The sequence below is a fragment of the uncultured Granulicatella sp. genome (genome assembly GCF_963521425.1).
Taxonomy (GTDB): Bacteria; Bacillota; Bacilli; order Lactobacillales; family Aerococcaceae; genus Granulicatella.
The window spans coordinates 19,759-44,083 of the sequence record NZ_CAUQUN010000015.1 but is presented as its reverse complement, the minus strand read 5'-3'; the positions used below and the strand labels follow the sequence as shown (position 1 = coordinate 44,083).

The 24,325-nt window shown below is 30.5% G+C and carries 21 protein-coding genes; 3 read left to right on the top strand and 18 right to left on the bottom strand.

The window, feature by feature from the left end:
• The coding region (locus RWO76_RS05265; RefSeq protein ID WP_314354624.1) for a hypothetical protein at positions 1–415 on the top strand (415 nt) is incomplete at its 5' end.
• A gap of 62 nt (positions 416–477) precedes the next feature.
• Here RWO76_RS05265 and cas9 read toward each other — a convergent pair.
• The 5 genes from cas9 to RWO76_RS05240 all read right to left on the bottom strand — a co-directional run bounded on the left by cas9 (position 478) and on the right by RWO76_RS05240 (position 7,892).
• Entirely contained in the window at positions 478–4,512 is a 4,035-nt protein-coding gene (gene cas9, locus RWO76_RS05260) for a type II CRISPR RNA-guided endonuclease Cas9 (RefSeq protein WP_314354623.1), read from the bottom strand.
• A 174-nt stretch (positions 4,513–4,686) separates the two neighbouring features.
• On the bottom strand, positions 4,687–5,352 hold the full coding sequence (gene csn2, locus RWO76_RS05255; RefSeq protein WP_314354627.1) for a type II-A CRISPR-associated protein Csn2: 666 nt from the start codon (positions 5,350–5,352) through the stop codon (positions 4,687–4,689).
• A complete protein-coding gene (cas2, locus tag RWO76_RS05250; RefSeq protein ID WP_314354622.1) occupies positions 5,348–5,686 on the bottom strand; it encodes a CRISPR-associated endonuclease Cas2 in 339 nt (112 codons plus the stop codon). The genes csn2 and cas2 overlap by 5 nt, the downstream gene beginning before the upstream one ends.
• Positions 5,683–6,549: a type II CRISPR-associated endonuclease Cas1 gene (gene cas1 / locus RWO76_RS05245; RefSeq protein ID WP_314354621.1), complete on the bottom strand. Its 867-nt coding sequence runs from the start codon at positions 6,547–6,549 to the stop codon at positions 5,683–5,685. The genes cas2 and cas1 overlap by 4 nt, the downstream gene beginning before the upstream one ends.
• Before the next feature lie 317 nt (positions 6,550–6,866).
• Positions 6,867–7,892 carry a serine hydrolase domain-containing protein gene (locus RWO76_RS05240; protein WP_314354620.1) on the bottom strand — a complete coding sequence of 342 codons (1,026 nt, stop codon included), beginning with the start codon at positions 7,890–7,892 and terminating at the stop codon, positions 6,867–6,869.
• 124 nt (positions 7,893–8,016) lie between these two features.
• Between RWO76_RS05240 and cysK the strand changes: the two genes are divergently transcribed.
• Positions 8,017–8,943 (top strand): cysteine synthase A, encoded by a 927-nt coding sequence (gene cysK, locus RWO76_RS05235; RefSeq protein WP_314354619.1) that lies wholly within the window; start codon positions 8,017–8,019, stop codon positions 8,941–8,943.
• A gap of 50 nt (positions 8,944–8,993) precedes the next feature.
• Here cysK and RWO76_RS05230 read toward each other — a convergent pair whose 3' ends face one another.
• From RWO76_RS05230 to RWO76_RS05205, 6 genes are all read right to left on the bottom strand, one after another.
• Positions 8,994–10,175 (bottom strand): aminotransferase class I/II-fold pyridoxal phosphate-dependent enzyme, encoded by a 1,182-nt coding sequence (locus RWO76_RS05230; protein WP_314354618.1) that lies wholly within the window; start codon positions 10,173–10,175, stop codon positions 8,994–8,996.
• Positions 10,172–10,666 (bottom strand): Lrp/AsnC family transcriptional regulator, encoded by a 495-nt coding sequence (locus tag RWO76_RS05225; RefSeq protein WP_314354617.1) that lies wholly within the window; start codon positions 10,664–10,666, stop codon positions 10,172–10,174. The genes RWO76_RS05230 and RWO76_RS05225 overlap by 4 nt, the downstream gene beginning before the upstream one ends.
• A 104-nt stretch (positions 10,667–10,770) precedes the next feature.
• Positions 10,771–11,895 carry a hypothetical protein gene (locus RWO76_RS05220; protein WP_314354616.1) on the bottom strand — a complete coding sequence of 375 codons (1,125 nt, stop codon included), beginning with the start codon at positions 11,893–11,895 and terminating at the stop codon, positions 10,771–10,773.
• A 215-nt stretch (positions 11,896–12,110) separates the two neighbouring features.
• Positions 12,111–13,436, bottom strand: a complete 1,326-nt coding sequence (locus tag RWO76_RS05215; protein ID WP_314354615.1) for a C1 family peptidase — start codon at positions 13,434–13,436, stop codon at positions 12,111–12,113.
• Positions 13,437–13,565: 129 nt separating this feature from the next.
• Complete coding sequence (spxA, locus tag RWO76_RS05210) at positions 13,566–13,964, bottom strand: transcriptional regulator SpxA (RefSeq protein WP_314349814.1); 399 nt, start codon at positions 13,962–13,964, stop codon at positions 13,566–13,568.
• Positions 13,965–14,292: 328 nt separating this feature from the next.
• Positions 14,293–15,084 carry a nucleotidyltransferase domain-containing protein gene (locus RWO76_RS05205; RefSeq protein ID WP_314354614.1) on the bottom strand — a complete coding sequence of 264 codons (792 nt, stop codon included), beginning with the start codon at positions 15,082–15,084 and terminating at the stop codon, positions 14,293–14,295.
• A 184-nt stretch (positions 15,085–15,268) separates the two neighbouring features.
• Here RWO76_RS05205 and trpS point away from each other — a divergent pair, with 184 nt between their 5' ends.
• Positions 15,269–16,264 carry a tryptophan--tRNA ligase gene (gene trpS / locus RWO76_RS05200; protein ID WP_314354613.1) on the top strand — a complete coding sequence of 332 codons (996 nt, stop codon included), beginning with the start codon at positions 15,269–15,271 and terminating at the stop codon, positions 16,262–16,264.
• Positions 16,265–16,324: 60 nt separating this feature from the next.
• On the opposite strand, the gene RWO76_RS05195 is transcribed toward trpS, so the two are convergent.
• From RWO76_RS05195 to RWO76_RS05165, 7 genes are all read right to left on the bottom strand, one after another.
• Entirely contained in the window at positions 16,325–17,350 is a 1,026-nt protein-coding gene (locus tag RWO76_RS05195) for an acyltransferase (protein ID WP_314354612.1), read from the bottom strand.
• Positions 17,351–17,375: 25 nt separating this feature from the next.
• Entirely contained in the window at positions 17,376–18,788 is a 1,413-nt protein-coding gene (locus tag RWO76_RS05190) for a flippase (protein WP_314354611.1), read from the bottom strand.
• A gap of 41 nt (positions 18,789–18,829) precedes the next feature.
• A complete protein-coding gene (locus tag RWO76_RS05185; RefSeq protein WP_314354626.1) occupies positions 18,830–19,876 on the bottom strand; it encodes an acyltransferase family protein in 1,047 nt (348 codons plus the stop codon).
• Positions 19,877–19,996: 120 nt separating this feature from the next.
• The gene (locus tag RWO76_RS05180; RefSeq protein ID WP_314354610.1) at positions 19,997–21,256 is read right to left on the bottom strand and encodes a hypothetical protein; all 1,260 of its coding nucleotides are present in this window, start codon (positions 21,254–21,256) and stop codon (positions 19,997–19,999) included.
• Between the two features lie 2 nt (positions 21,257–21,258).
• Positions 21,259–22,230 carry a glycosyltransferase family 2 protein gene (locus RWO76_RS05175; RefSeq protein WP_314354609.1) on the bottom strand — a complete coding sequence of 324 codons (972 nt, stop codon included), beginning with the start codon at positions 22,228–22,230 and terminating at the stop codon, positions 21,259–21,261.
• On the bottom strand, positions 22,220–23,224 hold the full coding sequence (locus RWO76_RS05170; protein ID WP_314354608.1) for a glycosyltransferase: 1,005 nt from the start codon (positions 23,222–23,224) through the stop codon (positions 22,220–22,222). Before RWO76_RS05170 ends, RWO76_RS05175 begins: the two co-directional genes overlap by 11 nt.
• Positions 23,214–24,317: a glycosyltransferase family 4 protein gene (locus tag RWO76_RS05165; RefSeq protein ID WP_314354607.1), complete on the bottom strand. Its 1,104-nt coding sequence runs from the start codon at positions 24,315–24,317 to the stop codon at positions 23,214–23,216. The genes RWO76_RS05170 and RWO76_RS05165 overlap by 11 nt, the downstream gene beginning before the upstream one ends.
• Positions 24,318–24,325: the final 8 nt, after the last annotated feature.

The window sequence follows — 24,325 nt, the reverse complement described above, 5'->3', positions numbered from 1 at the left end:
AACCATTCAGAACAACTCAGCTCTAAAACTAAGTGGGATTATTTTCCCCTCTATTTCAAATTTTGGAACCATTCAGAAAAACACAGCTCTAAAACTGAGCTTGTTGTTTTTCTTCTTCGTTTGCTATTTTGGAACCATTCAGAACAACACAGCTCTAAAACCAGAAGGCACTACAGTATTAAAACATAACTATTTTGGAACCATTCAGAACAACACAGCTCTAAAACCTAAGCTAATCAGACGTGCCCATAACAAAGATTTTGGAACCATTCAGAACAACACAGCTCTAAAACTCGTACTAGGGTACTTTATGTCAGCTATTTTATTTTGGAACCATTCAGAACAACACAGCTCTAAAACCTCGCACTTTAAAATTCTAGCGTTGTTTCGTAATCGCACCATTCGTCCTAGCTAGACTTCAGCTCTGAATGATTCCATTTTTTATATTTAATTATTTATGTTGTTACGTAAATTATATTACTTTTCTAAATTCAAATCTATTCTTGTTTCATAAAATCCTGTAACAGATTGATAAATTAATACACTCGTTAAACATTCTGTAACTGATTCATATCGTTGATTTTCTAATTTTATCTGCTCATCAAAAAAAGTGAATCCTGATGAAGCTCCAGCTCTCATGAAAGTTAATAATGATAAAAATGATGCTGAAATTTCATCAATACCAGCTTTTTCAAAGTTTTTGTCCATCGTTTTTTTCAAACGTTCTACAACTTTTGGCTTTACAACCCATTGTTCTGATTTCCTTATAATTTCATCAAACAAATCTTTAAATCCTGAGCGATGCTGCTTTAAATAATCTTGATGTTCCTTGTTTTCTTCATCATCTCTATGCAATGCATGATACAGTATAAGTGTAAATCTTTCAGACAAAACTAATTCATTTGCCTTCTGTAACTCTCTATGACTAGATAATCTACGACGCTTTCCATCTTTCATTTCAAATAATGTATATTTTGGAAGAACTCTAATACTATCTTCTTGAACATTTTTATACCCTAATTGTTCTAAGAAAATAATAGGATTTTCTTCAAATCTTTTTTGATTTATAATTGAAACCCCAACAATTTCTTTTCCTTTAACTACTTTCTTTCCTTTAGTTTTCTCACTTTCAAACATTATAGCATAAGCATTTGTCGGACTTCCTACTCCACCATATTTATCTGTATCCCATCCATTTTTACGTGGAATTAACTTGTCTGAAGTTCCTTTTTTCTCAACTGTTTCATTTGTAAATCCACCGGACTGAATCTCTGTTTTCTTCACAACGGTTACTTGGTTATTAAAAATAACTTTCTTAATCATTCCTATATGTTGATTCTTATTCCAAATTAAATTACCTTGAAAATCTTTCTGTTCTCCATCATCTTTTAAGAATTTTAATACATTTGAATATAAAATTGCCTTTTTAGTAGCTTTTTCTTCATCTTTCACCTTACGATTTATATATAAATGTTGTCCATATATAAATTCAGGAGCTAATTTAGGATATTTCTTAATTAAAAGATTTCCCACCACCGCATTTAAATAAGCATCATGAGCGTGATGATAATGATTCAAATCACGAATTTTAGGAATATTAAACATTTTCCTAAAATTAGATACTAAGTTAGATTTTAAGGTTACAATTTTTACTTCATAGATTTTCTTACCCGAATCATCTACGCTTGAATTCCATCTTTCATCTAACATTCTTGCGATATGTTTTATAATTTGTCTTGTTTCAACTAATTGTCTATGAATAAATCCCTCTTTATCTTTGTCTGTTAACCCACCATGACGTGCTTTTGTTAATCGATTATATTTAACTTCACTCATTAATTTCGCATTTAATAAAAGTCTCCAATATGAATCCATTCGATTTACAACTTCAATACTAGGAACATCATCTGATTTACCACGATTTAATTTTGAACTAACTAAGACTTTATTATCAATAGAATCATCTGGTAAGAAACTACGCGGAATAATATGGTCTACATCATAATCACTCAATCGATTAATATCTAATGGTTCATCTATATACATATCTCTTCCATTTTGTAAACAGTATAAGTATAGCTTTTCCTTCATCAATTCTTTATTCGTAATATCATGTTCTTCTAAAAGTTTACTAGATAATAATTTCAAGCTTTCAGATAATTTTTTAAATCTAGTTCTAGATTGTTTCAATCCTTGAGCGGTTGTTTGATTTTCTCTAGCCATCTCTATTACAACGCTCGTTGGTTTATAACCCATTATTTTCACGAGTTCATCCACAATTTTCATTGCTTGTAAAATACCTTTTTTAATAGCAGGACTTCCAGCAAGAGATTGTACTTGTTCTACTAAACTATCTGCTTCGCCAACTACTTGAGCTTCTGCAATTTGTTTTTTGAATGTTAAATAATCATCTCGAATTAATTGCATGAAGTTACGATTTCCTGCGGGATCATCTTTTAAATAATCTAAAATTGTTTTCCCATTATCTCTAATTCCATCAATTAATTTTTTAGAAAGTCTTCCCCATCCTGTATAATGGCGTCTTTCCAAACGTTTCATCACTTTTTCATCAAAATAAGATGCATATTTACTTAAACGCTCACGAATCATTTTTCGATCTTCAAATATCGTTAATGTTAAAATAATATCTTCGATGATTGGAAGATTAGATTCATTGTCTAAAAAGTCCTTATCCACTTTTAATTTTAATAAATCATGATACGTTCCTAATGAAGCATTAAAAGCTTTTGTATCCTTACTCAAACCAATAATACTTTCTATTCTAAAATCAGCATAAGCAACTCTTAGGTAGTTCATTAGTTTTTCATACGTAACTTTTCGTTCTTTTTTAAAGACATTATCAATAATATCTTTTTTAGCTTTCGCATTAAAATAAGATTTATGATTTTGATCATCTACAAATTGAATTTTTGTTAATTCATTATAAACTGTAAATAATTCATATAAGTAACTATGTTTTGGTAATACTTTTTGATCTGGTAAGTAAATATCATAATTTGTCATACGATGAATAAATTCTTCTGCAGCAACTTTTGTATCTACAATGTCTTCAAAATTCCATGGACGTACCGGTTCATCCGTATGATAAGTTGCCCACGCAAATGGACTTTGTTGATTTTTCGCTAATGGTCCAACATAATATGGAATTCTAAATTCAAAAATTTTGATTAATTTATCTTTATTCTCTACTAAAAATGGATAGAATACACCTTGTCGTTCAATAATGGCTTCGAATTCTTTTTGATGAATTTGATGCGGAATTGATCCATTATCAAATGTACGTTGTTTTCTTAAAAAGTCTTCTCGTTCTAATTTTTCTTTGAACAATTCTGGAGCTTCTGTTACTTCAAATAACTTCTTCAATTGCTTATAAAAAGCTTCTTGAGTCGTACTACCATCAATATAACCAGCATACCCATCTTTTTTAGAATCATTAAAGAATTCTATATATGTTTCTCGTGCTAAAGTTGCTTTGAAAAACTGTTTTAATTCAGCTAACTCTTCTTGATGATTTTCATATCTTTCAATCATAGCAGCAGACAGAGGTGCTTTTGTATTTTTATCCTTAATGGATAAAATATTTGCTAAAACAACACTATCATAAACTTTCTTAGCAGCTAGGAATACATCCGCTACTTCATCCCCTACTTGTTCCAATAATGCACTTAGTTCTTCTTCATAGCTTTCTTTAGAAAATTGAAGAGAAGATTTTTCTTCTAAGTCAAAAATCTTTTTAAATTCTCCTGAGTTACCTACAATTAATTTTAAAAACTCAATTAACGGGCTCTTTTTATCAATCGAATACACTTGTACAATTTTATCTTTTTTAGCAGATTTACTAATTTTTTCTGTTAAAAATTCTCTTACTTCTATTTTCTTTTCTAGCACAGAACTATCTTCAAAATAAGCACTATAAACAGCTAAAAAATCATCAAACAACTGTTGGATATCATTATTTTCAACATCTACGTTTCCCTCAATTAAAAAATGCCCTCTAAACTTAACGATATGAGCTAAAGCTAAATATACTAAACGTAAATCCGCTTGTTCTTTTCCATCTGCCAATTCTTTTCTCAAATGATAGATCGTTTTATAGTGATCATGAAATGCAACTTCTTGTTCTACATTCCCAAAAAATGGATATTTACTATGTGGTTTATCCTCTTCCCATAAAAATGAATCGTGTAATCTTGCAAAGAAATTTTCATCCACTTCCATCATAAATGGCGCAAAAATTTCTTGTAAATAACGGATTCGATTTCTTCTTCGTTCAATTCTACGACGATTTGTCCGTTTCATTCTACGAGCCATCGCTGTTTCACCACTATCAAATAGTACTGATCCCATTAAATTTTTACGAATGGATTTTTTATTGGTGTTTCCTAAAACTTTTGCATTTTTTACTGGGACTTTATAATTGTCATCAAAAATAACACTATACCCAACACTATTTGTCCCAATATCTAATCCAATAGAGTAATTTTTTCGCATATTCCCCACCTCTTTAAGAATTTCTTCACAGATTAATTTTACCAAAAAACGTTTACATTTTAAACTGTTTGTTGTATACTTTCAGTGTGGAACTATTCAGAACAACACGCAAGTTAAAATAAGGCTTGTCCGTAAACAACGTTTCATACGTGGATGTCGATTCGACATCTTTTTTTATACATTGTTTGTAAACAAACAAAAGTCTTCATCGATTTTATAACTTATCATGGAGAAATCCTCTACTATCTTTCCTTCTAAAAAACAAATATCTAAATGATTCAAACGAATATAATCTAAAATTTCTTCTACTTCTCTTTTTTGAAAATAGACTAGTACATTCACAAAAACTAATAATTTCTTTTTACTCAAATATTTATAAACTTGAATAATTTCCATTATTTTATCTAACAAACTATCACTTCTTGTTTCAATTTGAACTCCTAAAGCCTTAATTAATTCTTGAATCGTTATTTCGTCATATTCTAAATCTAATTCATTTTCAACTAATTCATAACTAATTAATTCAGTAATCGTATCTGTTAATTTTTCTATCATTGATTTCACTTCTGGCTTTTCATTTAATTGATTTTCAATATCTCCATAAATTAGTTTCAACATAGCTGTCGAATTGACATCATATCCAAGTATATCTGTTACAATCATTACTTCTGATTCTTTAATCGGTTTGAATTTTTTATCTGCTAATTTCAAACTCCCCTCACCATCATAACGATAAAAATTCTCAACTGTTCGAGCAAGTGCTTCTCTTGATTCGATACTTAATAATGTTGCACCTTCCACAAAAATTTCTTCATCTGCTAAAGGTAATCCAATTCTAATCATTTTCATCATCTCCCAAAAATACCAATCGATCTTCAGTATTGGCAACTGACTGATTTCTTTCACCTGATAAATAAATCATTCTAGCAAATTGCTTCTCTGTTACAGTTAAAATTGTAATCATCCCTTTTTTAGGATTATGTTGTTTTAATCGTGCAATCATACTTTGATTCGCAGTTCCATTCAACAATAATTTACTATAAACAGAAAATTGATGTTTAATAAATCCCTCGCTAATTAAAAACTTTCGAAATTGTCGATAAGCTTTTCTTTCTTCTGCAGTTTCTACAGGCATATCGAACATTAACAACATTCGCATATATCTCTCACTCATAGACGAAACACCGGTGTTTCCGCCTTCTCCCCATTTAAAACTTTAATTACTTTTTTTGTATACTCACTCACAATATTTGATAAATACATTTCTTTCTTATCATAATGATAAGTTTTACAGAATAATTGAAATAAATCTCTTTTAAGATCTACAAAAACTTTATAACGATTCTGATAAACGATTTGATCAACTAATGGACGAAATGGTTCCATTAAATCACTTGCTAAATTAAAGGCATTAAATTGATTTGCATGCTTTAATCCTAATTGTGTTAAACACCCATTTGAAACAATTTCTCTTGCAAATAAACTTAATAATAACGTATATCCATAATCTAATGCAGCATTAATATCACTCGCATCGTCTCTTGTAAACTTACTTCCAAATAATGTTGTAAAATAAATTCTTGCTGCATGACCTTCACGATTAGTAGGATCATTTAATTGTAATTCATGAATTAATCGACCTAATGATTCTGATTTTACTGTATAATCTTGCTGATATAGAAGACTTGCTTGATTCATCATTTTTTGCAATATAATTTCTGTCCAAACTTCTACCTTTTTATCCGACTCCCATTGAAGTTGTTTTGCTAATTGTAGACTACTATTATGACTTCCATAATAAGGAACTACTTGGGCGATTGGTAATCGTTTATCATCACAAATAATGACTAATATTTTTTCATCCATTAATCGTTTCATTAACATGGTCGTAATTAAAATATCTGTTCTCTCTAATAATAGAATATCAATTTCTGATAAATGAATTTGTTCTACAATTTCTGCATCTTTGTAAATCAAATAATTATTTTTATACGATAGCTTAGCATGTGCTTTAACAACAATTGTTCTCCACCCCATTTTTCCCACTCCTAACTGATAGAATCCCTAGCCCATCAGTTTATCACTGTTAATTATGATAGTCTACAAATTTGTGAATGAATAAACAAAAAAGAAGAAGACCTCCAAAAGTAACTTCTTCCTTAAGTTATTAAAAATCATATTTTAAAAGGTATTAAAAACTATATCATAGTACTTACATACTCCCATAAAACTCCACTTAAAGCACAAAAGACTTCTTATGGTAGCACGAGTGATAAAAACTGCATGATGCAGATTTTATCACTTGAAAAATTGAGACTCGCAAAGTGAGGCTGCTGACGTCCATAGCTATTATATTAAAAAGTCATATTATACAACGCTTCCTGTTCGTAAAGCAGAATCAATTCTTCTCTTAGTCGATTATAAGATGGCGTATCTTCATATTGATGGATACGATTCGTTAATAAAATCATCGCTTGTTTTGTTGTTAAATTCATTAATACCGTTGTCCCCGTAAATCCTGTATGTCTTAACCAAATTTGTTCATCCACTTGATCCATATCCCATCCAAGTGATCTTCCCGCTTGTCTTGTAGGTGTCCAGTCCTTCAATAAACTTTGCATCATCTCTGCACTACAATATTCAAAATCTCCCAATTTTCCATCGTGTAAATATAATTGCACTAACGTAATACAGTCATCCAATGTTGCAAATAGTCCTGCACTTCCACATCTTCTTTGTAAAATGCTTGCTTTGGGATCGTGTACTTCACCTTGCAATAATCTTCCACGTCTTTCTTCAAAAGCTGTTGGCACGCAACCTTCACTAGCCAGTGGTCCATATGTTGCTGTTAATTTCAATGGACGAGCAATTCTTTCTTCAAATAAATCTGCAATCGGTTTGCCAAATTCTTTTTCCAAAATAATTCCTGCCAACACAAATCCTGTATCTGTATATTTTACCGTATGGTGAAATGTTTCTGTGACAGGTAAAGTGGATAAAGCTTCAATTAAAGCATCTGGCGCTAATTCATTTCGATTTTCAATATATCCCCATAATCCTGAAGTATGAGTGATTAAATGGCGAAGCGTAACTCTCTCATCAGCATTTGGAAACCATTTGAGAATCGGTTCATCCAAATTTATTTCCCGTTTTTCAACCATTTGTACTAATAAAGTACTTGTTACAAATGCTTTTGTAACCGACGCAAGGTCATAAAATAATCCATCTTCAACAAGTTTACTGTTCGCCTCATTTGTAAGCGTCCCTTCAACTATCTTTTCTACTTCTTCTCCTTCAATAAACGCAACACTAAATCCTGGATAAACACCAATTTCCATAAATTCTCGAATCTTTCCCATTGTTTTCGGATATTTTTTCATAAAAATACCCCTTTCTTTTAATTTTTTTAAGCAAAACTCTTGTTTTTATCAAAATACAGGTCTAAAATACCCCTTAAGCAGCCCTTCAAAGTTGCCCAATTAAATATATTTTGGAGGTATTCTTATGTCAAAAAGAGTAAACCATATTACTGAATTAATCGGTAATACACCCCTTGTTAAACTAAATCGTTTAACAGATGCAGATAGTGCAGATATTTACGTGAAAGTGGAAGCTTTTAACGCTGGTGGTTCTGTCAAAGACCGTATTGCACTAAATATTATTGAAACTGCTGAAAGAGAAGGTCAGCTAAAACCAGGAGATACGATTATCGAAGCAACTTCTGGAAACACTGGTGTCGGCTTATCCCTAGTTGGAGCAGCTAAAGGCTACAAAGTCATTACGATTATGCCAGATTCAATGTCTATCGAACGTCGTCAATTAATGACAGCCTATGGTACAGAAGTTCTATTAACACCTGCTGCTGAAGGGTTCGGAGCAGCCGTTCAAAAAGCAGAAGAATTATCCCAACAACCTGGTTACTTCTGGGCAAAACAATTTGACAATCCAGCTAACCCAAGTATTCACTATCAAACAACAGGTCAAGAAATTATTCAAGCCTTCGATGGTGAAACACCTGACGCATTTGTTGCCGGAATCGGAACAGGTGGTACTATTACAGGTGTTGGTCGTGCCTTAAAAGAAAAAAATGCTGCTGTTCAAATCATTGGTGTAGAACCTGAAGAAGCTCCATTCATCTCAAAAGGTCAAAAAGGAAAACACCGTATCCAAGGAATTTCCGCTGGATTCTTACCAAGTATCATCGATAAAGAAGTTATCGATGATTTTGAACTAATCCCAAGTGAATTAGCCATTGAAACTGCTAAAAAATTAGCTGCTACAGAAGGAATTCTAACAGGAATTTCATCAGGAGCTGCTGTTGCTGCCGCATTACGTGTTGCTAAAAAACTTGGAAAAGGTAAAACTGTTGTTGCACTTCTACCAGACACTGGTGAACGTTATCTATCAACAGGCATTTTCAATCAAGAATAATCTTTACAATCAAAAACTCCTGTCAATTCATTGATGACAGGAGTTTTATTTTACGAAATTTCACCATTTCTTAATTTATGAATAAAACTTTCTAAACGTTCGATGGCTTTTTTCAAACTATCTAATGAGTAGGCATAAGAAATACGAACAAATCCTTCTCCACTTTCACCAAAGGCAGATCCCGGAACAACCGCTACACGTTCTTCTTGCACTAATTTAGTCGCAAATTCCTCAGAAGTCATTCCAAATTGAGAAATATTTGGGAAAATATAAAAAGCTCCAAATGGTTCAAAACATGGAATCCCTAATTCTTCCATTTTTTTCAATAAATAGCGTCTGCGTTGATTATAACTTTCTCGCATTTCAATCACATCATCATCACAATTTTTCAAAGCATCAATCCCCGCATATTGGCTTGTCGTTGGTGCTGCCATAATCGTAAACTGATGAATTTTAATCATTTGTTTCATCAACACTTCAGGAGCTAAAGCATACCCCATTCTCCATCCAGTCATCGCAAAGGCTTTTGAGAACCCATTAATTAAAACCGTTCTTTCTTTCATTCCTTCAATTTCTACGATACTAACATGACGATTTCCTGTATACGTTAATTCAGAATAAATCTCGTCTGAAATCACGACAATATTATGTTTCAAAATTACTTTTGCAATTGCTTCTAAATCTTCTCGACGCATTACAGCCCCCGTTGGATTATTCGGGAATGACAAAACAATAGCTTTTGTTTTTGGAGTAATCGCTGCTTCTAATTCTTCCGGTGTTAAGCGGAATTGGTTTTCCTCTTTTAGAGGAATTCTTACAGGTACTCCATTGGATAATATAATACATGGTAAATATGACACATAACAAGGTTCACAGAAAATCACTTCATCTCCTGGATTTAATAAAGCACGCATGGCTAAATCAATTGCTTCACTTCCCCCAATCGTTACAAGAGCCTCCGTCATTGGATTATAAGTAACTCCTTGTTTACGTTCGATATAACGACATATTTCTTGACGTAATTCTTTCAAACCGGCATTGGCTGTATAAAAAGTTCTTCCCTTTTGAAGTGAATAAATCCCTTCTTCTCTTACATGCCACGGAGTATCAAAATCAGGTTCCCCTACCCCTAAACTAATGACATCTTCTAATTCATTAGCAATATCAAAAAAACGACGAATCCCCGAAGGTTTAATTCCTGTTACTTTTTGACTTAATAATGATTCAATCATGGAGTAACCACCATCCGTTTATCTCCACTCTTACCAACAAACATTGTGCCATGATCTTTATATTGTTTTAATACAACATGAGTTGTTGTTGATTGTACTTCATCAATCACTGATAAGCGACTAGAAACAAATGCTGCAATATCTCTCATTGGTGCTTTTTTCAATTTCACCATAAAATCATATCCACCAGACATTAAATATAAATCTTCGACTTCTGGGAAATGGTAAATTTTCTCCGCAATACGATCAAATCCCATTCCTCGTTGAGGATTTACTTTTAATTCGATAACAGCTGACACATTCACATCATCTGTTTTTTCCCAGTTAATTAATGTATGATAACCACAAATTACTTTTTGGTCTTCTAATTCTTGAATTCTTCTTTGAACTTCTTCGGGTTCAATCGCTAATAAAGTCGCGATTTCTTCAGTAGATAAACGACTATTTTTTTCGATTAATTTTAAAATTTGTTCATTTACATCTTTGAACATATTTCTTCCTCCTATACTGATTCTCTTCTTGAAAGAAATCTATCTTCCCTATTGTATACTACTTTCTTCAAAAAAACTAATGCTTTATTAATTTTTCTATTCTTTTATTTTCTAGCCCATTTACTAAATGCATCTAGTGAGTGATGTAACCATTGACGGGATTGTTTTTGAAAATGTTCGAGTAAAGGTTTCTTTTTCATCGGCACATGAATAACAGGTTTTTGCATCATTTGTTGTTCAGTTTCTAATCCATTTTTCATAATAAATGCATGAACTTCTACATTATGTTTTCCTTGCTTCATACGACTGGCAATTTTCGTTTCTAATAAAATACTGCTCTCTTGAATCGTAAAGGAATTTTCCTTTTTCGATAATAATGCCATCATTTCAATTCCGCTATAGCAACACGCACTCAGTACCATTGCTAAATAATAAGCTTCTTGATGTACAAAACATAATTCTTGATACGATTGAAATTTCCGCTGATAAAGATTTTCCAGCACTTCCGTCATTCGATTCGCTTCTGTTTGATTTCCAAAATATGCAAAAGCTCTTCCTAAAACCTCGACTATCTGTCTGAACACTTGACGTGCATCTGTAGAAGCTTGAAAAATACGATTTATTTCCTCTTCCACCGTCTGTTTGGCTAAATATAATTTTTTCTTACAATCAATTTTTTGCAAACTCACCAATGTTTTCGCAGTGTTCTCTGTTGCACATTCTAATAATACATCTAGTAGTTCTTCTAATCCAAAAGATGGTAAATGAACTGATTCATAAATTGGATAAGGTACTGCCATAACATTCATAATTCCTTTTACAGGAAGAGACAAATCTACTAATTGACTTTGAAATTGTTCCGCCTTCGTTCCAATGGATTGTGTTAATGCAACAATCGTAGGAAGTTGATTTATAATTTGCAATAACGTTTCTTTCGTCTCAAGAGAAAACTCATCGCTAGAACCTTTCAGGCAAAAAATACATGCATCATAATTGAATGTCGCAGGAAGTTCATCTAATAGTGAATACTCTTCCACTTGGAATTGTGGAATACTTTCGTTTTTCTTTAAATCAAATAAAGATTGAATCAACGTTGTTTTTCCAACACCAGTCTCGCCTATGACTAACAGACGATACATTGGCAATTGTTGCCATTGACTTTCTAACGCTTCTTGAAAAATATTTACCACTTCCACTATCTTCTCTCCCTTCCATAACGCAATTATCATACCATATTCTCTCTAAAAACTCTTGTATCTAAATGGTTAAATTTTTATTAGGATTTTTAGTACAAAAAGTAGCAAAAAAGGTAGAAGCTACTTTACTAGCTTCTACCTTTTGGAAAATTTGAGACCTTAGGCTCAATTTTTAGCAATGAGACTCGCAAAAGCGAGGCTGCTTGCGTCCTCCGCTACTATATCAAAAAGTCATTTCCGACCTATTATTAGGCTAACGAACCCATCGGATCCCATGGTGCTAATACGATTGGTTCAGAATCAAATGCAGCTAACTGCTCAGCTGTTAAGAATTCCTTACGAACTACGATTTGATACGTAAATTCATCCATCCATTCATCTGACATCATCCAGAATCCATTGACTCCAGATTTTTCTCCCCAACTATTTTCTACTTTCCAACGAGTTGGTTTTCCATTAACTAAATCTACCCCAGTTAATACCATGGCATGTGTCATTAAACTTTCTCCATATTCCAAGCGATCTGCTTTAGAAAGTTTGAAATCTAACCCCAATAAACCTTTCAAATCATAATGATCCATTGCCATTAATCCAGTATCACGACCTGAGAATTGACCAACATCACAACCAAACCAAATCGATTCGCCTTGTTCTAATTGTTGAATCGCAAGTTTTTTGAAAGTATCCATTTCTACATTCAAGTATTTTACAGGAGTCCCTCCAACAACGTTTCCTAACATTTCAACAGTATAAGAGCGATTATAAGGTTTGTCTGCAGTTGGTGCATTAATAATCGATACATATTGGTCTAAATCTAAGCCTACAAACTGTTTATAAAATGTTTGTGGTGTTAAATTTTCATAGTGATGATATTCTTTATCTTTATCACGATAAGAAAAATCAAACACTTCTGGTGGAGTTCCTAAACTGATGGCTAGTAAATCATAGACTTCCTTCATCAATTGTTTACGAACTTCCAAGATTTTTTCTTCAGTAGCTCCCCCTGCTACTAAATCTCTTAAAATCTTCGCATCTTCACGTAATTTTTTGTTTAAGTATTTATTCAACTCTCCAGAAGCTGAACTACTAAAACTTTCTGGCATTACTGCCTTAGGTACGACACCATACTTATTAAAGATGGAAACAATCATATCCCATTGTCCACCATCTTGTTGTGGTGTTTGAAGTAAGAAGGCAACATTACGACTAGTAATTGGTTCATGAGCCGTTTTTAAAATATTCTCATGGAAGAAATTCGCCTTCTCATATTTATCCCAGAAAAAAGTATAGCTTTGAGAAAGTTCAAATTCCTCTAGCTTAAACTCATTAAAGATTTTATGACGGAACGTGTTTAGTGCAGCAAACATCCAACATCTCCCAGATTGTTTTTGGTTTGCCACCTTTCCATGTTCCAAATCAATGGAATAAACGGGTGGGTTTTTCACGATTGCTTCTACATTTTGGCTAGAAGCGTGAATCCCATTTTTCACAGTTGCATGTTGTGCAACTTTCTTTTGTCCGTCAGCTTGAAATTTTTGACGGAACTCATCAGTCATGTCTTTTGTTAAAAACATATACTCATCTCCTTTTCCTTTTGTATTCTACATCATACTCCTCTTATGCTATTATTTTCAAGCAAAAAGAGAGTAATTTAATAAATTAAAAAATAAAAACACTGTAGAAATTTCTACAGTGCCTCATTCTTAAAAATTCACTAATCTTTGCGCTTGATCTAATTCAAAAGCTCTTACTTCACGAGGTAAGAAACGACGAATTTCATCTTCGTTATATCCTACTTGGAATCTCTTTTCATCCAACATAATTGGACGACGTAATAAGCCTGGGTTTTCTTGAATTAAAACAAATAATTTATTCAAAGGAACTTCATCTAAATCTAAGTTTAATTCTTGGAATGCCTTTGAACGTGTTGAAATAATCTCTTCAGTACCATCTTCTGTCATGCGTAAAATGTTTTTAATTTCGTCAATTGTCAATGGTTCAGAGAAAATATTTCTTTCAGTATATGCGATAGTGTGTTCTTCTAACCAAGCACGTGCTTTACGGCATGAAGTACAACTTGGTGATGTGTATAATGTAACCATAAATCGCTCCTTCTCGATGAGCTAGTTTAGATGGGCTCATCACGCTTTATATTATATATTATTTTTAGAATAAAATCTATACAATTTTCGTAATTTTTTAAAATTTTCACAAATTATTTTTTAAAGATTCTCTAAACCTATTTCATTAAAATACGATTATTTCAAGGCTTAATCTTTTCTTAAGATTTGTCAAGCAATATCCTTTTTCACATTCCCGTTTTATTCCGATTAGAAGCCATTTTCACAACTTATTTACAACTATTTTTCACCATTAATTCTCAAAGCAATCTACCTTATAAAGGAACGAAGGCTATGATTCCTTCATTTTCTACTCATACCCATCCACTAATGTTCTCAGATGAACTAATAGAGTATCCAATACTTTTATTGCTTCATCTTTCCCATCAGGGCTGTAAAGAGATTGAAAATAAGATTGAATATTCACTTCAAAATCTTTTGGTAAATGAGTACAGCGTTCTTTAGCATACTGTAACATACGTTTTTCACCCGGGTGAAGTTGTTCGTTAAGTGCAAACAATAAATCAAAATAAGACGCAAAAAATTCACTACTTCGATGATTCATACTTAACAAATCTTGACGTTTGATAGCTTTTTGAATTTGTTTAGAAAAAGCTGGCATCCCCTGTTCTAGTAATAACCTTTGTTTATAAATAATATTTCTTTTTAACGCTGTTGGATAAGGTAAATGATATTTACTCTGTAACTGACTATAACGTTCCTCTTTGTCATAAAGTATTTTACTGTGCATTAAGTTATACCACATGCACGTTGTATATGAATTTTGAGCTTGATGATTAAGAATCACATTTTCTAATTCTTTATCAAAATTATCTAATGAGCGATAAATCAATTCAATCTCTATCCCATTCTTTAAAACACAATCATCCTCTAATTCCCAAAATTGATTTCCAATTTCCATATAGGAACAGTACTTACTAAGAATTTCTTTTCTATTCTCTTCGTTTATAGGGGCTGTCAAATAGACATAGACATCGTAATCAGAATCTTTATCATAATTTTCTCCAGCCCTTGATCCTCCCAAAACAATCGCTTCTACTAGTTCTAATTTTTCCAATTCTTTAAAAAGATTTTGCGGCATCTCTTATTAACTCCTTTTGTTTTTATCCAATTTTAAAAACTAAGCATATGATAACAGATTTTACTGCAAAGATAACTATATTTTTTCTTATTTATGAGCCCCACACCAAAACATTTTTTTGTGTTAATTTTTCAAAAATACGGTATAATAAGACTAATTGATTGAAATTTAAAGGAGAATAAAAATGACAAAAAAGAAAATTTTCTCTGGAGTACAGCCTTCAGCCATTCCAACTATTGGAAACTACATTGGTGCGATGAAAAACTTTGTTGCTTTACAAGATGAATATGACTGCACATACTGTATCGTTAACCAACATGCGATTACAGTTCCACAAGATCCTAAAAAATTAAAAGAACAAACTCGTTCACTAGCTGCGTTATACTTAGCCATTGGACTAGACCCTGAAAAATCTACAATTTTCGTTCAATCTGAAGTTCCAGCACATGCTCAGGCTGCATGGATTGTACAATGTAATGTAGGGGTCGGTGAATTAGAACGTATGACACAATACAAAGATAAATCTCAAAAACAACAATCCGTATCTGCAGGTTTATTAACTTATCCACCTCTAATGGTAGCAGACATTGTCTTATACAATGCTGAAGTTGTTCCTGTTGGAGAAGACCAAAAACAACATATGGAATTAACACGTGATTTCGTAGCTCGTTTTAACAGCCGTTATGGAAATGGGAATGAATTATTAAAAATGCCAGAACCATTTATTCCAAAAGCTGGCGCACGTGTTATGAGCTTACAAACACCAACGAAAAAAATGAGTAAATCCGATGCAAATGTCAAAGAATATATTAGCATGTTAGATGACTCCGCAACAATTCGTAAAAAAATCAAGAGTGCTGTAACGGATTCAAGTGGTGTCATTGAATACAACCCAACTGAAAAACCAGGAATTTCGAACCTTTTAACAATCTTTAGCGCCTTTTCAAACCGTAGCATTGAAGATTTAGTAGAAACTTATAAAGATTCAGGATATGGTACTTTCAAAGCAGATTTAGCAGAAGCCATTGTAGCAGTGATGGAACCAATCCAAGAACGTTACTATGAATTACTAAACTCTAAACAATTAGATGAAATTTTAGATGAAGGAGCTAAAAAAGCAAACGCTGTTGCCTCTAAAACTCTTCGCAAAATGGAAAAAGCGGTCGGCTTTGCAAGATAATGGTAAATACGTAAATACATTAAAATCCTGTTAGTGATTAATAAATCACCAACAGGATTTTTAGATTTTAATTGATATATTTCTTTTCTTCAAATACTTCATCGGATAAAATACAAAATCAATATAAGGAATTTTGTTCATCAAATAAATAGCAAATATAGATCCGTACCATGCAAAAACTGTTCCTATCACTATATGTACTAATAAATTAGTTACTCCAAATTTTAAAAGGAAAATTCTAGTAACGGAAGCAATAGGTCCATGTACAAGATAGATTACCAAACTATCTTTCCCTAAATTTCTAAAATAGTCTCCAAATATTGGAATAAGATTTAACTTTGGATAAATAGAAGCCGCCAAAATTACAGAAGCAAAAAACAGTAATCCTGCAAATCCAGGTTTGACATAAGAAATAATGTCTTTTATTCCATATTGAATACATATTAATAAATAAACTACAAGTATGACTCCTGAAACAATTCCAAGTACAACCTTATATTTTTCAATAATTTTAGTTTTACGAAGAAGATAACCTAAAATGTAAAAAGAAGACCATAACGTTATTTTATTCATTAAATAAATATCATAATTTAACATAAAATTACTAATCAATAGTATGAAAGAAATGAAGAACAATACAAAGTGATTCTTAATTTTTATGGAAATTACTCCAAAAATAATAGAAATCCACCATAATGTTAATAAATACCATGCTACTCCATAAGGTATTCTCCATATATTCAAAAGATCATAAAAACTTGCTGCAGCTCTTACAGAAGATCCACCAATTTTTTGTAAAATAAATTGCACTACAGAATAAAAAACATATGGTATTCCCAATATTATTAACTTTTTAATTACTTCATTGAAAAATTCTTTCCAACTATTCAACGGTTTAAATAAATATCCTGATAATAGAAAAAATACAGGAATATGAAAAATATACATACTCTGAGTTAAAATAAAAATTAAATTTTTACTTTCTATAAAACTCCTGGATTGAAACATTCCTGAAAATACATGCCCGACAACAACTAGAAATATCGTAAATCCTTTACCGAAATCAACCCACTCTATTCTCTTCATGTTTCCTCCTTAAATTTTATACTAACTATCCTTTTAATCTCATTTTTAACTCTTTTAAATCAACAATTTTAAATCCAATCACAATTATACTGTAAATAAGAATTCCAATTACAGCTAAAATCATAACATTTAATATCGGAGAAAAATGAATCCATGATTTCACTATTAATAAAATCGCACTCATCACTCCTGTAGCAATCGCTACTTTTATAACATGCGGTAAAATAGTCAATTCCTTCATTACTTCTCTTGCATAGTATAGTTGAATAAACCATACAACACTTTCGGTTAATACAGAAGTAATAGCTGCTCCAATATATCCCCAATATGGAATCATTACTAAATTACATATAATACTGAAAAATGCTGGTATTGTAGTAGACACCATAAATTCTTTATGCTTATTATGAGGAATTAAAATCTGGATTCCCATAATATTCGTCCATCCAATAAAAAACATTCTCCAGACCATAAGCATAATGGCATATTTAGCATCTTGAAATTGGATGCCTAAGAAAAATCGAACAAAATTATCATTTACAATCATCATTCCTGCAATAACAGGAAAAATAATCATATTATATAAGTAAAAAGAAAATTCATATAACTTTAAAACTTCTTTATGCTGATTCTGTGATAAGAGTTGAGATACACGAGGTAACATAACAGCTCCTAATGAAGTTACAATCGTTAATAAAATACTCACTAATTTAAATGCCTGCTCATAGATTCCAACATCTCTTGTTGAAGCAAAAAAACCTAAAAATGTACGATCTAATGTTGTATAAAGTGAAATTGCAATTTGAGGTAAAAAAAGCGTTACTACTGGCAACAAATGACGTCTAACCCCATTAAATGATATAGTTGGTTTTTGAATCCATTCCCTTGCAGGAATCCACATACTTAATTGCCCTAATAATTCATAAAAAGTAAGTAAAAACACATATAAATATAAATCTGACTCATGTCGAACAAACAAAAATATCGAAATAACCCCTATTACACGAACTGTCATATTACGAATCGTAATCTTTTTGAAATCTTCTACTCCTTGAAATAACCAAGAAATATCTAAGCCTTTAGAAATCAGACTAACACCTAAAATATATGCAATTGGATTCTGCATTCCTGGCAGTGACCAACAAATAAATAGGTATAATACTAAAGCTATTGCTGAGGCAATCCATTGAATCGTATAAATTTCCCAAAAAACTTTAGAACGATCCACTATATGAGATGAAATTTCTTTTGTAGCATAGGTATTAATTCCTAATGTTGCAGCTAAAATAAAATATGCAACAATGGAATTATAATAACCATAACTTCCTAGAGCTGAACTCGTAAACACACGTGTCACATAAGGTGTTGTAATAAATGGTAACAGGATTACTAACAACTGATATGACAAATTATAAGAATAATTTTTTAACAATTTCATACTGATAAATAATTTTTTCTCCTTTTTAAACTACAAGATTACTAATTTACTAACCATTGATAATTAGGAAATAATTTTTTAAAAAGAATCGTCAATCCTAACCCTAAATATAATGTCCCTATAAATCGAATTATCCCCATTAAAATAATACCATATGATGTGAACATAAAATCACCACCCACATTAAACACTACATATAAAATTAAATAATTTAATGTGTCTGAGAAAATATAAATCCCTAAGCCATTTTCCAAAATTAATTGATAAAGTTTGGTATTCATTAATTTTGTACATTTTGATAAGTAATAAGCAATAGTATAGGTTAATAAACTACCATAAACTGCTAATATTTCTACGATTAATTTTGAAGAAAAATTTGAATATTTTTTTATTTGCCAATTAAATAAAGTAATCAATATAAATCCAAGCATTAATATCCCGATAAGGTTCTTTTTATTATCCAAAAATTTATTATATACTTCTCTCTTTTGTTCAAATGTAAATCCTAATGCAAAATAAAATAAAAATTGAAGTGGTGCCTTAATGAGTGTTATTTCAATTTTATAACTTATTAAATGAAGTAAACCTACAAAGAGTAATACCCAAATTCCACTATCTTTTCTTAGTACAAAAAAAGCTATTATAAAAATAATAAATAAAGCATACAAGTACCACAAATGACTATTCCCAAGCAAAAATAATTGCCCAACAACTGCACTAATCATATCAGTATGTGAGAAATAGTTAGAAATATATTTCACAGGAATTGTATAAAATAAAGTGAAAATAATAAATGGTATCATTAATCTTTTACTCTTGGCAAGAATCAAAGATGATAAATTTACCCATTTATTCTTTTTTACCTGCATTTGAAAAAATGCACCAGATATTGCCATAAATAATGGCATATGGAAATAATAGATTACTTCTCTAAATTTATCTATAGCTTTGTATAAAAAAATACTATTATCGTTTAACAACCATTGTTCATAATTAATACCACCAAAATTTGTCATGATTGTGTAATAAGTAGAATGACTCAACAATACTAATAAAATCGCAATTACTTTTAAATTATTATATTCCACTTTTTTCAAATTTTGCTTCCTCCAAAGGGTTTTCAATAGTTATTTAAATTATTTATCAAATAATCTGTTTCTAAAATAAATACTCAATTCATGAATAATATACTATAAAAAATAAATTTATTACTCAATACTGCTTTTTAATAATGATAATTTTAATTGTTTAAAATAAAGCTTCATACATAATAATTTCTCATTTTTTGTATCAAAATCATTATTTTCTAAAATACTGGCATAAAAAATTGCAATCATAAGCGCAAATAATGGTGTTGTTACAAAAATAGAGGTTACTAATATAATAAAAAATAATATTGAAAAAAATTTCAAATTAAGACTAAAGCTTTTAGAAAATAATATTTTGAACATAGGATAAAAATACAACAAGCCTAACAATATTCCACCTTGAGCAAGAATTAAAACAAAGCTATCACTATTTCCCATATTTGGTCTAATTGCTGTATTCATATAAGATTCCAATACTTTTAAACCATTTGATAATCCTGATCCAAATACAATCGATTCCCTCCATGCGGATATTCCAGCAACAAAATCATCTATACGAATACTAGTAGAAATAGAATTAGCCTTACTTTTAAATATTCTCATCATTCCAAATACAATAAAAGGTGTTGCAGAGAACGCAATTAATTTTTGTCTTCTATTAAAATGGTGTAATATTTTGTAAACATAGAGAACACCAACTATAAATATTCCTGTTGTTGAGGCAACTGTAAAAATCGTAAATGTTAAGATTAATTCTCTTTTGTGATTCTTAGGTAAGAGTAAAACTTGAATCATTAATGCTAATGAAAGTATTAAATTCCACATAGGCCCTTCTGTATAGATTCCACTATTACGAATAAAATGAAGTCCTAAAAATTTAACACCTTGTGTTTCAAAATATAAGTTAAAATAACTTTTTATTTCACTACCATTCATCCACTCGTTTACAACATAGTTAGTTGGAGAAATTATTTTTAAAATACTTCCAAAAAACCAAAAGAATAATGAAATAGTTACTAATACAAGAATTACTTGCACAAATTTGTCTAAAAACTTAACAAGTGATTCCCTATAACTTTCCAATAATACAAAAATTATTATTACAGGAAACAATACAAAAAAATAAAAAATTCTATAAATTTCATTATGAATTAACATTAACATTATTATCACAAAATAATAACTGCCAACAATAAAGCAAATTTTTTTTAAATAACTAATAGATAGTTTAGTTGTAAATAAATTAATAACAATTAACATTCCAGCAACAACTATTGTAAAGGGAGTAAATTTATAGCCAGAATTAACATAAATTGAATTTGTTGAAATAAAGATTAGTGTCAACAACAAATAATCCAATAAATTTTTTACTAATTCCATTTTTAGTTCTCCTTTCTTGATTTACTTTTAACTTTATAAAATATCCTCGGTATGAGTAAAATTAAGCTATACTTAATTTTAAACCTAATTTTTTCTTTTCTGTTGGATATGATTTCAAAATAATATGGACTTATTTTTTTATGAATTTGAGTTAATTCCGAAACCGCTGAATTAGCAGCCAATGAAGATATAGCAAATGCCCCTTTAACAATCTTTAAGTTTAAAAATTTTTCAAGGTTTGGGTCTTCATAATACTTTTGAATAGCACGTCGATTATTTTCTGCAGCATCAAAAAAATCATACTGACTCTTAGAAAATTTTGAATTAACAATACTTCCTGGTCGGCTATAATAATGATAAGTAACAATAGGACAAATAACGATATCTCCTGCAATTTTTAAGTGCTCAGCTACTACAAAAAAATCCTCATAAATTTTTCCAACTGGGAACGGCACCTCCTGCAGTACTTTTTTATGATATAATTTTGCACATGCCGAAACCGTAGCAATTCTATTTTCTAACATGAACTCTAAAGCTTTTTCTTTTGTTACTTTTACTGTTGAGGTTAAATCCAAATCAGTAAATTTAAAATCATTGTAGTTATTAAATGTATTTGTCGATTGTACCTTTGTAGAAATCAAATCAACGTTATATTTTCTTTGTAATTCTACCAATAATTCTAAAGTAAATGGTTCAATATAATCATCTGGATCTAAGAAAAAAATCCAATCTGTTTTTGCATTTTCTACTCCAAAATTACGAGCATCTGATAATCCAGCATTTTTTTTATGATAAACAAAAACATTATCATATTCTTGTGCATATTCCTCACACAATTTTCCAGAATTATCAGTCGAACCATCATTCACTAGTATCACTTCAAAATTTTTATACGTTTGTCTAAAAAGACTATCCATTGCATAATGAAGATAATTTTCTACATTATACACTGGGATAATGATACTAATACGCACTGGATTCACTCCATTCTTTTTGTTGCTTTCTTAACAATGGATTTAAAATAAAATCTAATAATCTACTTAATTTATAATTAATTGCCACTAAGGAAATAGTCTTCTTACTTTTATCATATCTCCATTGATAGTTTCTTTTATCCGCATATGAAAGTAATTCATAAATTTCATCAACTTGCATATTCATAATCAACAATTGAATTTGTTTATTAACTAAATAATCCAAAGATTCTCGCACTATCTGTTTAATTGGATTTTCTTCAAATATTTCTAAATAAAAATCTAAAACTCTTTTAGTTACTCTTAAATGATGGTCTGATTTTTGTTTCATTATATTTATATTCATACTTTGATCTGGACGTCCTAAAAAATATTGATATAAATCAAAATTAAAATAAATATAATTTTCTACATATTTTAAAGGTAACAGCGTATATTCCGTATCAACATAGAATGTTTTTTCACTTATCTGAATATTATTATTTTTTAATATTGATGTTCTATAAGTTAAAGAATGCATCGGAATTCGTTTAGCAGGCAATCCTGTTAACACAACATTTTCTTGTATTTTACCTTTAAAAGAAATCGGTAATACTTCATTATTATAGATATGCTGTTCTGAATAATTTGTAATAATCATATCTACATCTACGTGTGCAATTTTTTCTAAAAACTGCTCAAATTCTCCAATATTAATCCAATCATCACCATCAATAACCTTAAAATATTTCCCTTTCGCTTCAGTTATTCCGACATTTATGGTTGAGCCATGCCCACCGTTTTCTTTTGAAATTATGCGTACTGTTAAAGAACTATCTTCTAACATTTCCTCAATTACTTGTAAAGACGAATCCGTACTTCCATCATTCACTATGATAAGTTCAAATAGTGAATAGTATTTTTCATTTACTTTCTCAAAAGACTCAATACATTTTGTAATATATTGTTCAATGTTAAAAACGGGAATTACAATACTCAATAATTTATTTTGCATGATTTTCTCCTGTCATATCTTCAATTAATTCAACCCATTGTTGAATAATTTTTTCTTTACTAAATTTATCAGTATCTAACATGGAATTTTTAGAAAAATTGATTCTCAATTCTTTATTCTCAATCAATTTATTAATTAATTGACTCATTTGTTCTACATTATAATTTTCAACTAAATACCCATTTTTACCATCTAAAATAAGCTCAGATGGACCTGTTGGACAATTAAAACTTACAATTGGTAATCCATATTGTTTAGCTTCTAATAATACAAGTGGTAAACCTTCGTAGCGTGAGGTCATAACGTAAATTCCATGTCCAGGATAAATATTTTCTGTTCCTTTAACATTTCCCTTAAAATGAACTTGAGAAAGAACCCCACCTGCTTCTAATTCATTTCTCAACTCTTGTTTAATTTTCTCATCACCATCACCATAAATATCCCATTGCCAATCAGAATGTTTGGATAATACATTAATTGCTACTTTTGCTAGATAGTCAAATCCTTTTTGAAAATCAAAACGTCCAACGGTGATTATTTTTTTTGAATCTACATTATATTCTTTAACACTATCTAATGAATCTATCCAGTTATAGATAAACTCTACTTTGTCTTTTTTCATTTTATATTTATTTATGTAATTTAATTTATCTTGATTTGTAAGAGTAATAATTTTATTAGCGAATTTTGAAGCAACCCATCTTTGTGTTTTTTTCACTATTGTATCTATATCCACAATTGAATTTGTATGGTCACAAGATACGAATTTAGTCTTTAAGCCCAAAGTACTCGCAATCCCTACACTATTCATACTCATTCCAACACCAAAAACAATATCAATTTCGTTTTCTATTAAATAGTTTCTTAATTTATGTACAGCTTGAAGAAAGTTTTTATTCATCGATAGTTTCTTTGATGACAAATTTCTATAAATCACTTCATCTTTAACTGAAAAAAATATTTGTTCTGTAGTAATCATTGACAGCAAATGGACTTCATAAATCTCAGATAATTCATTCGATAAATTTACCGCAACTTTGAGCCCACCATCTGTTCGATCAATAATCCATTTTACTATCGCTATTTTTTTCATCTTTCACC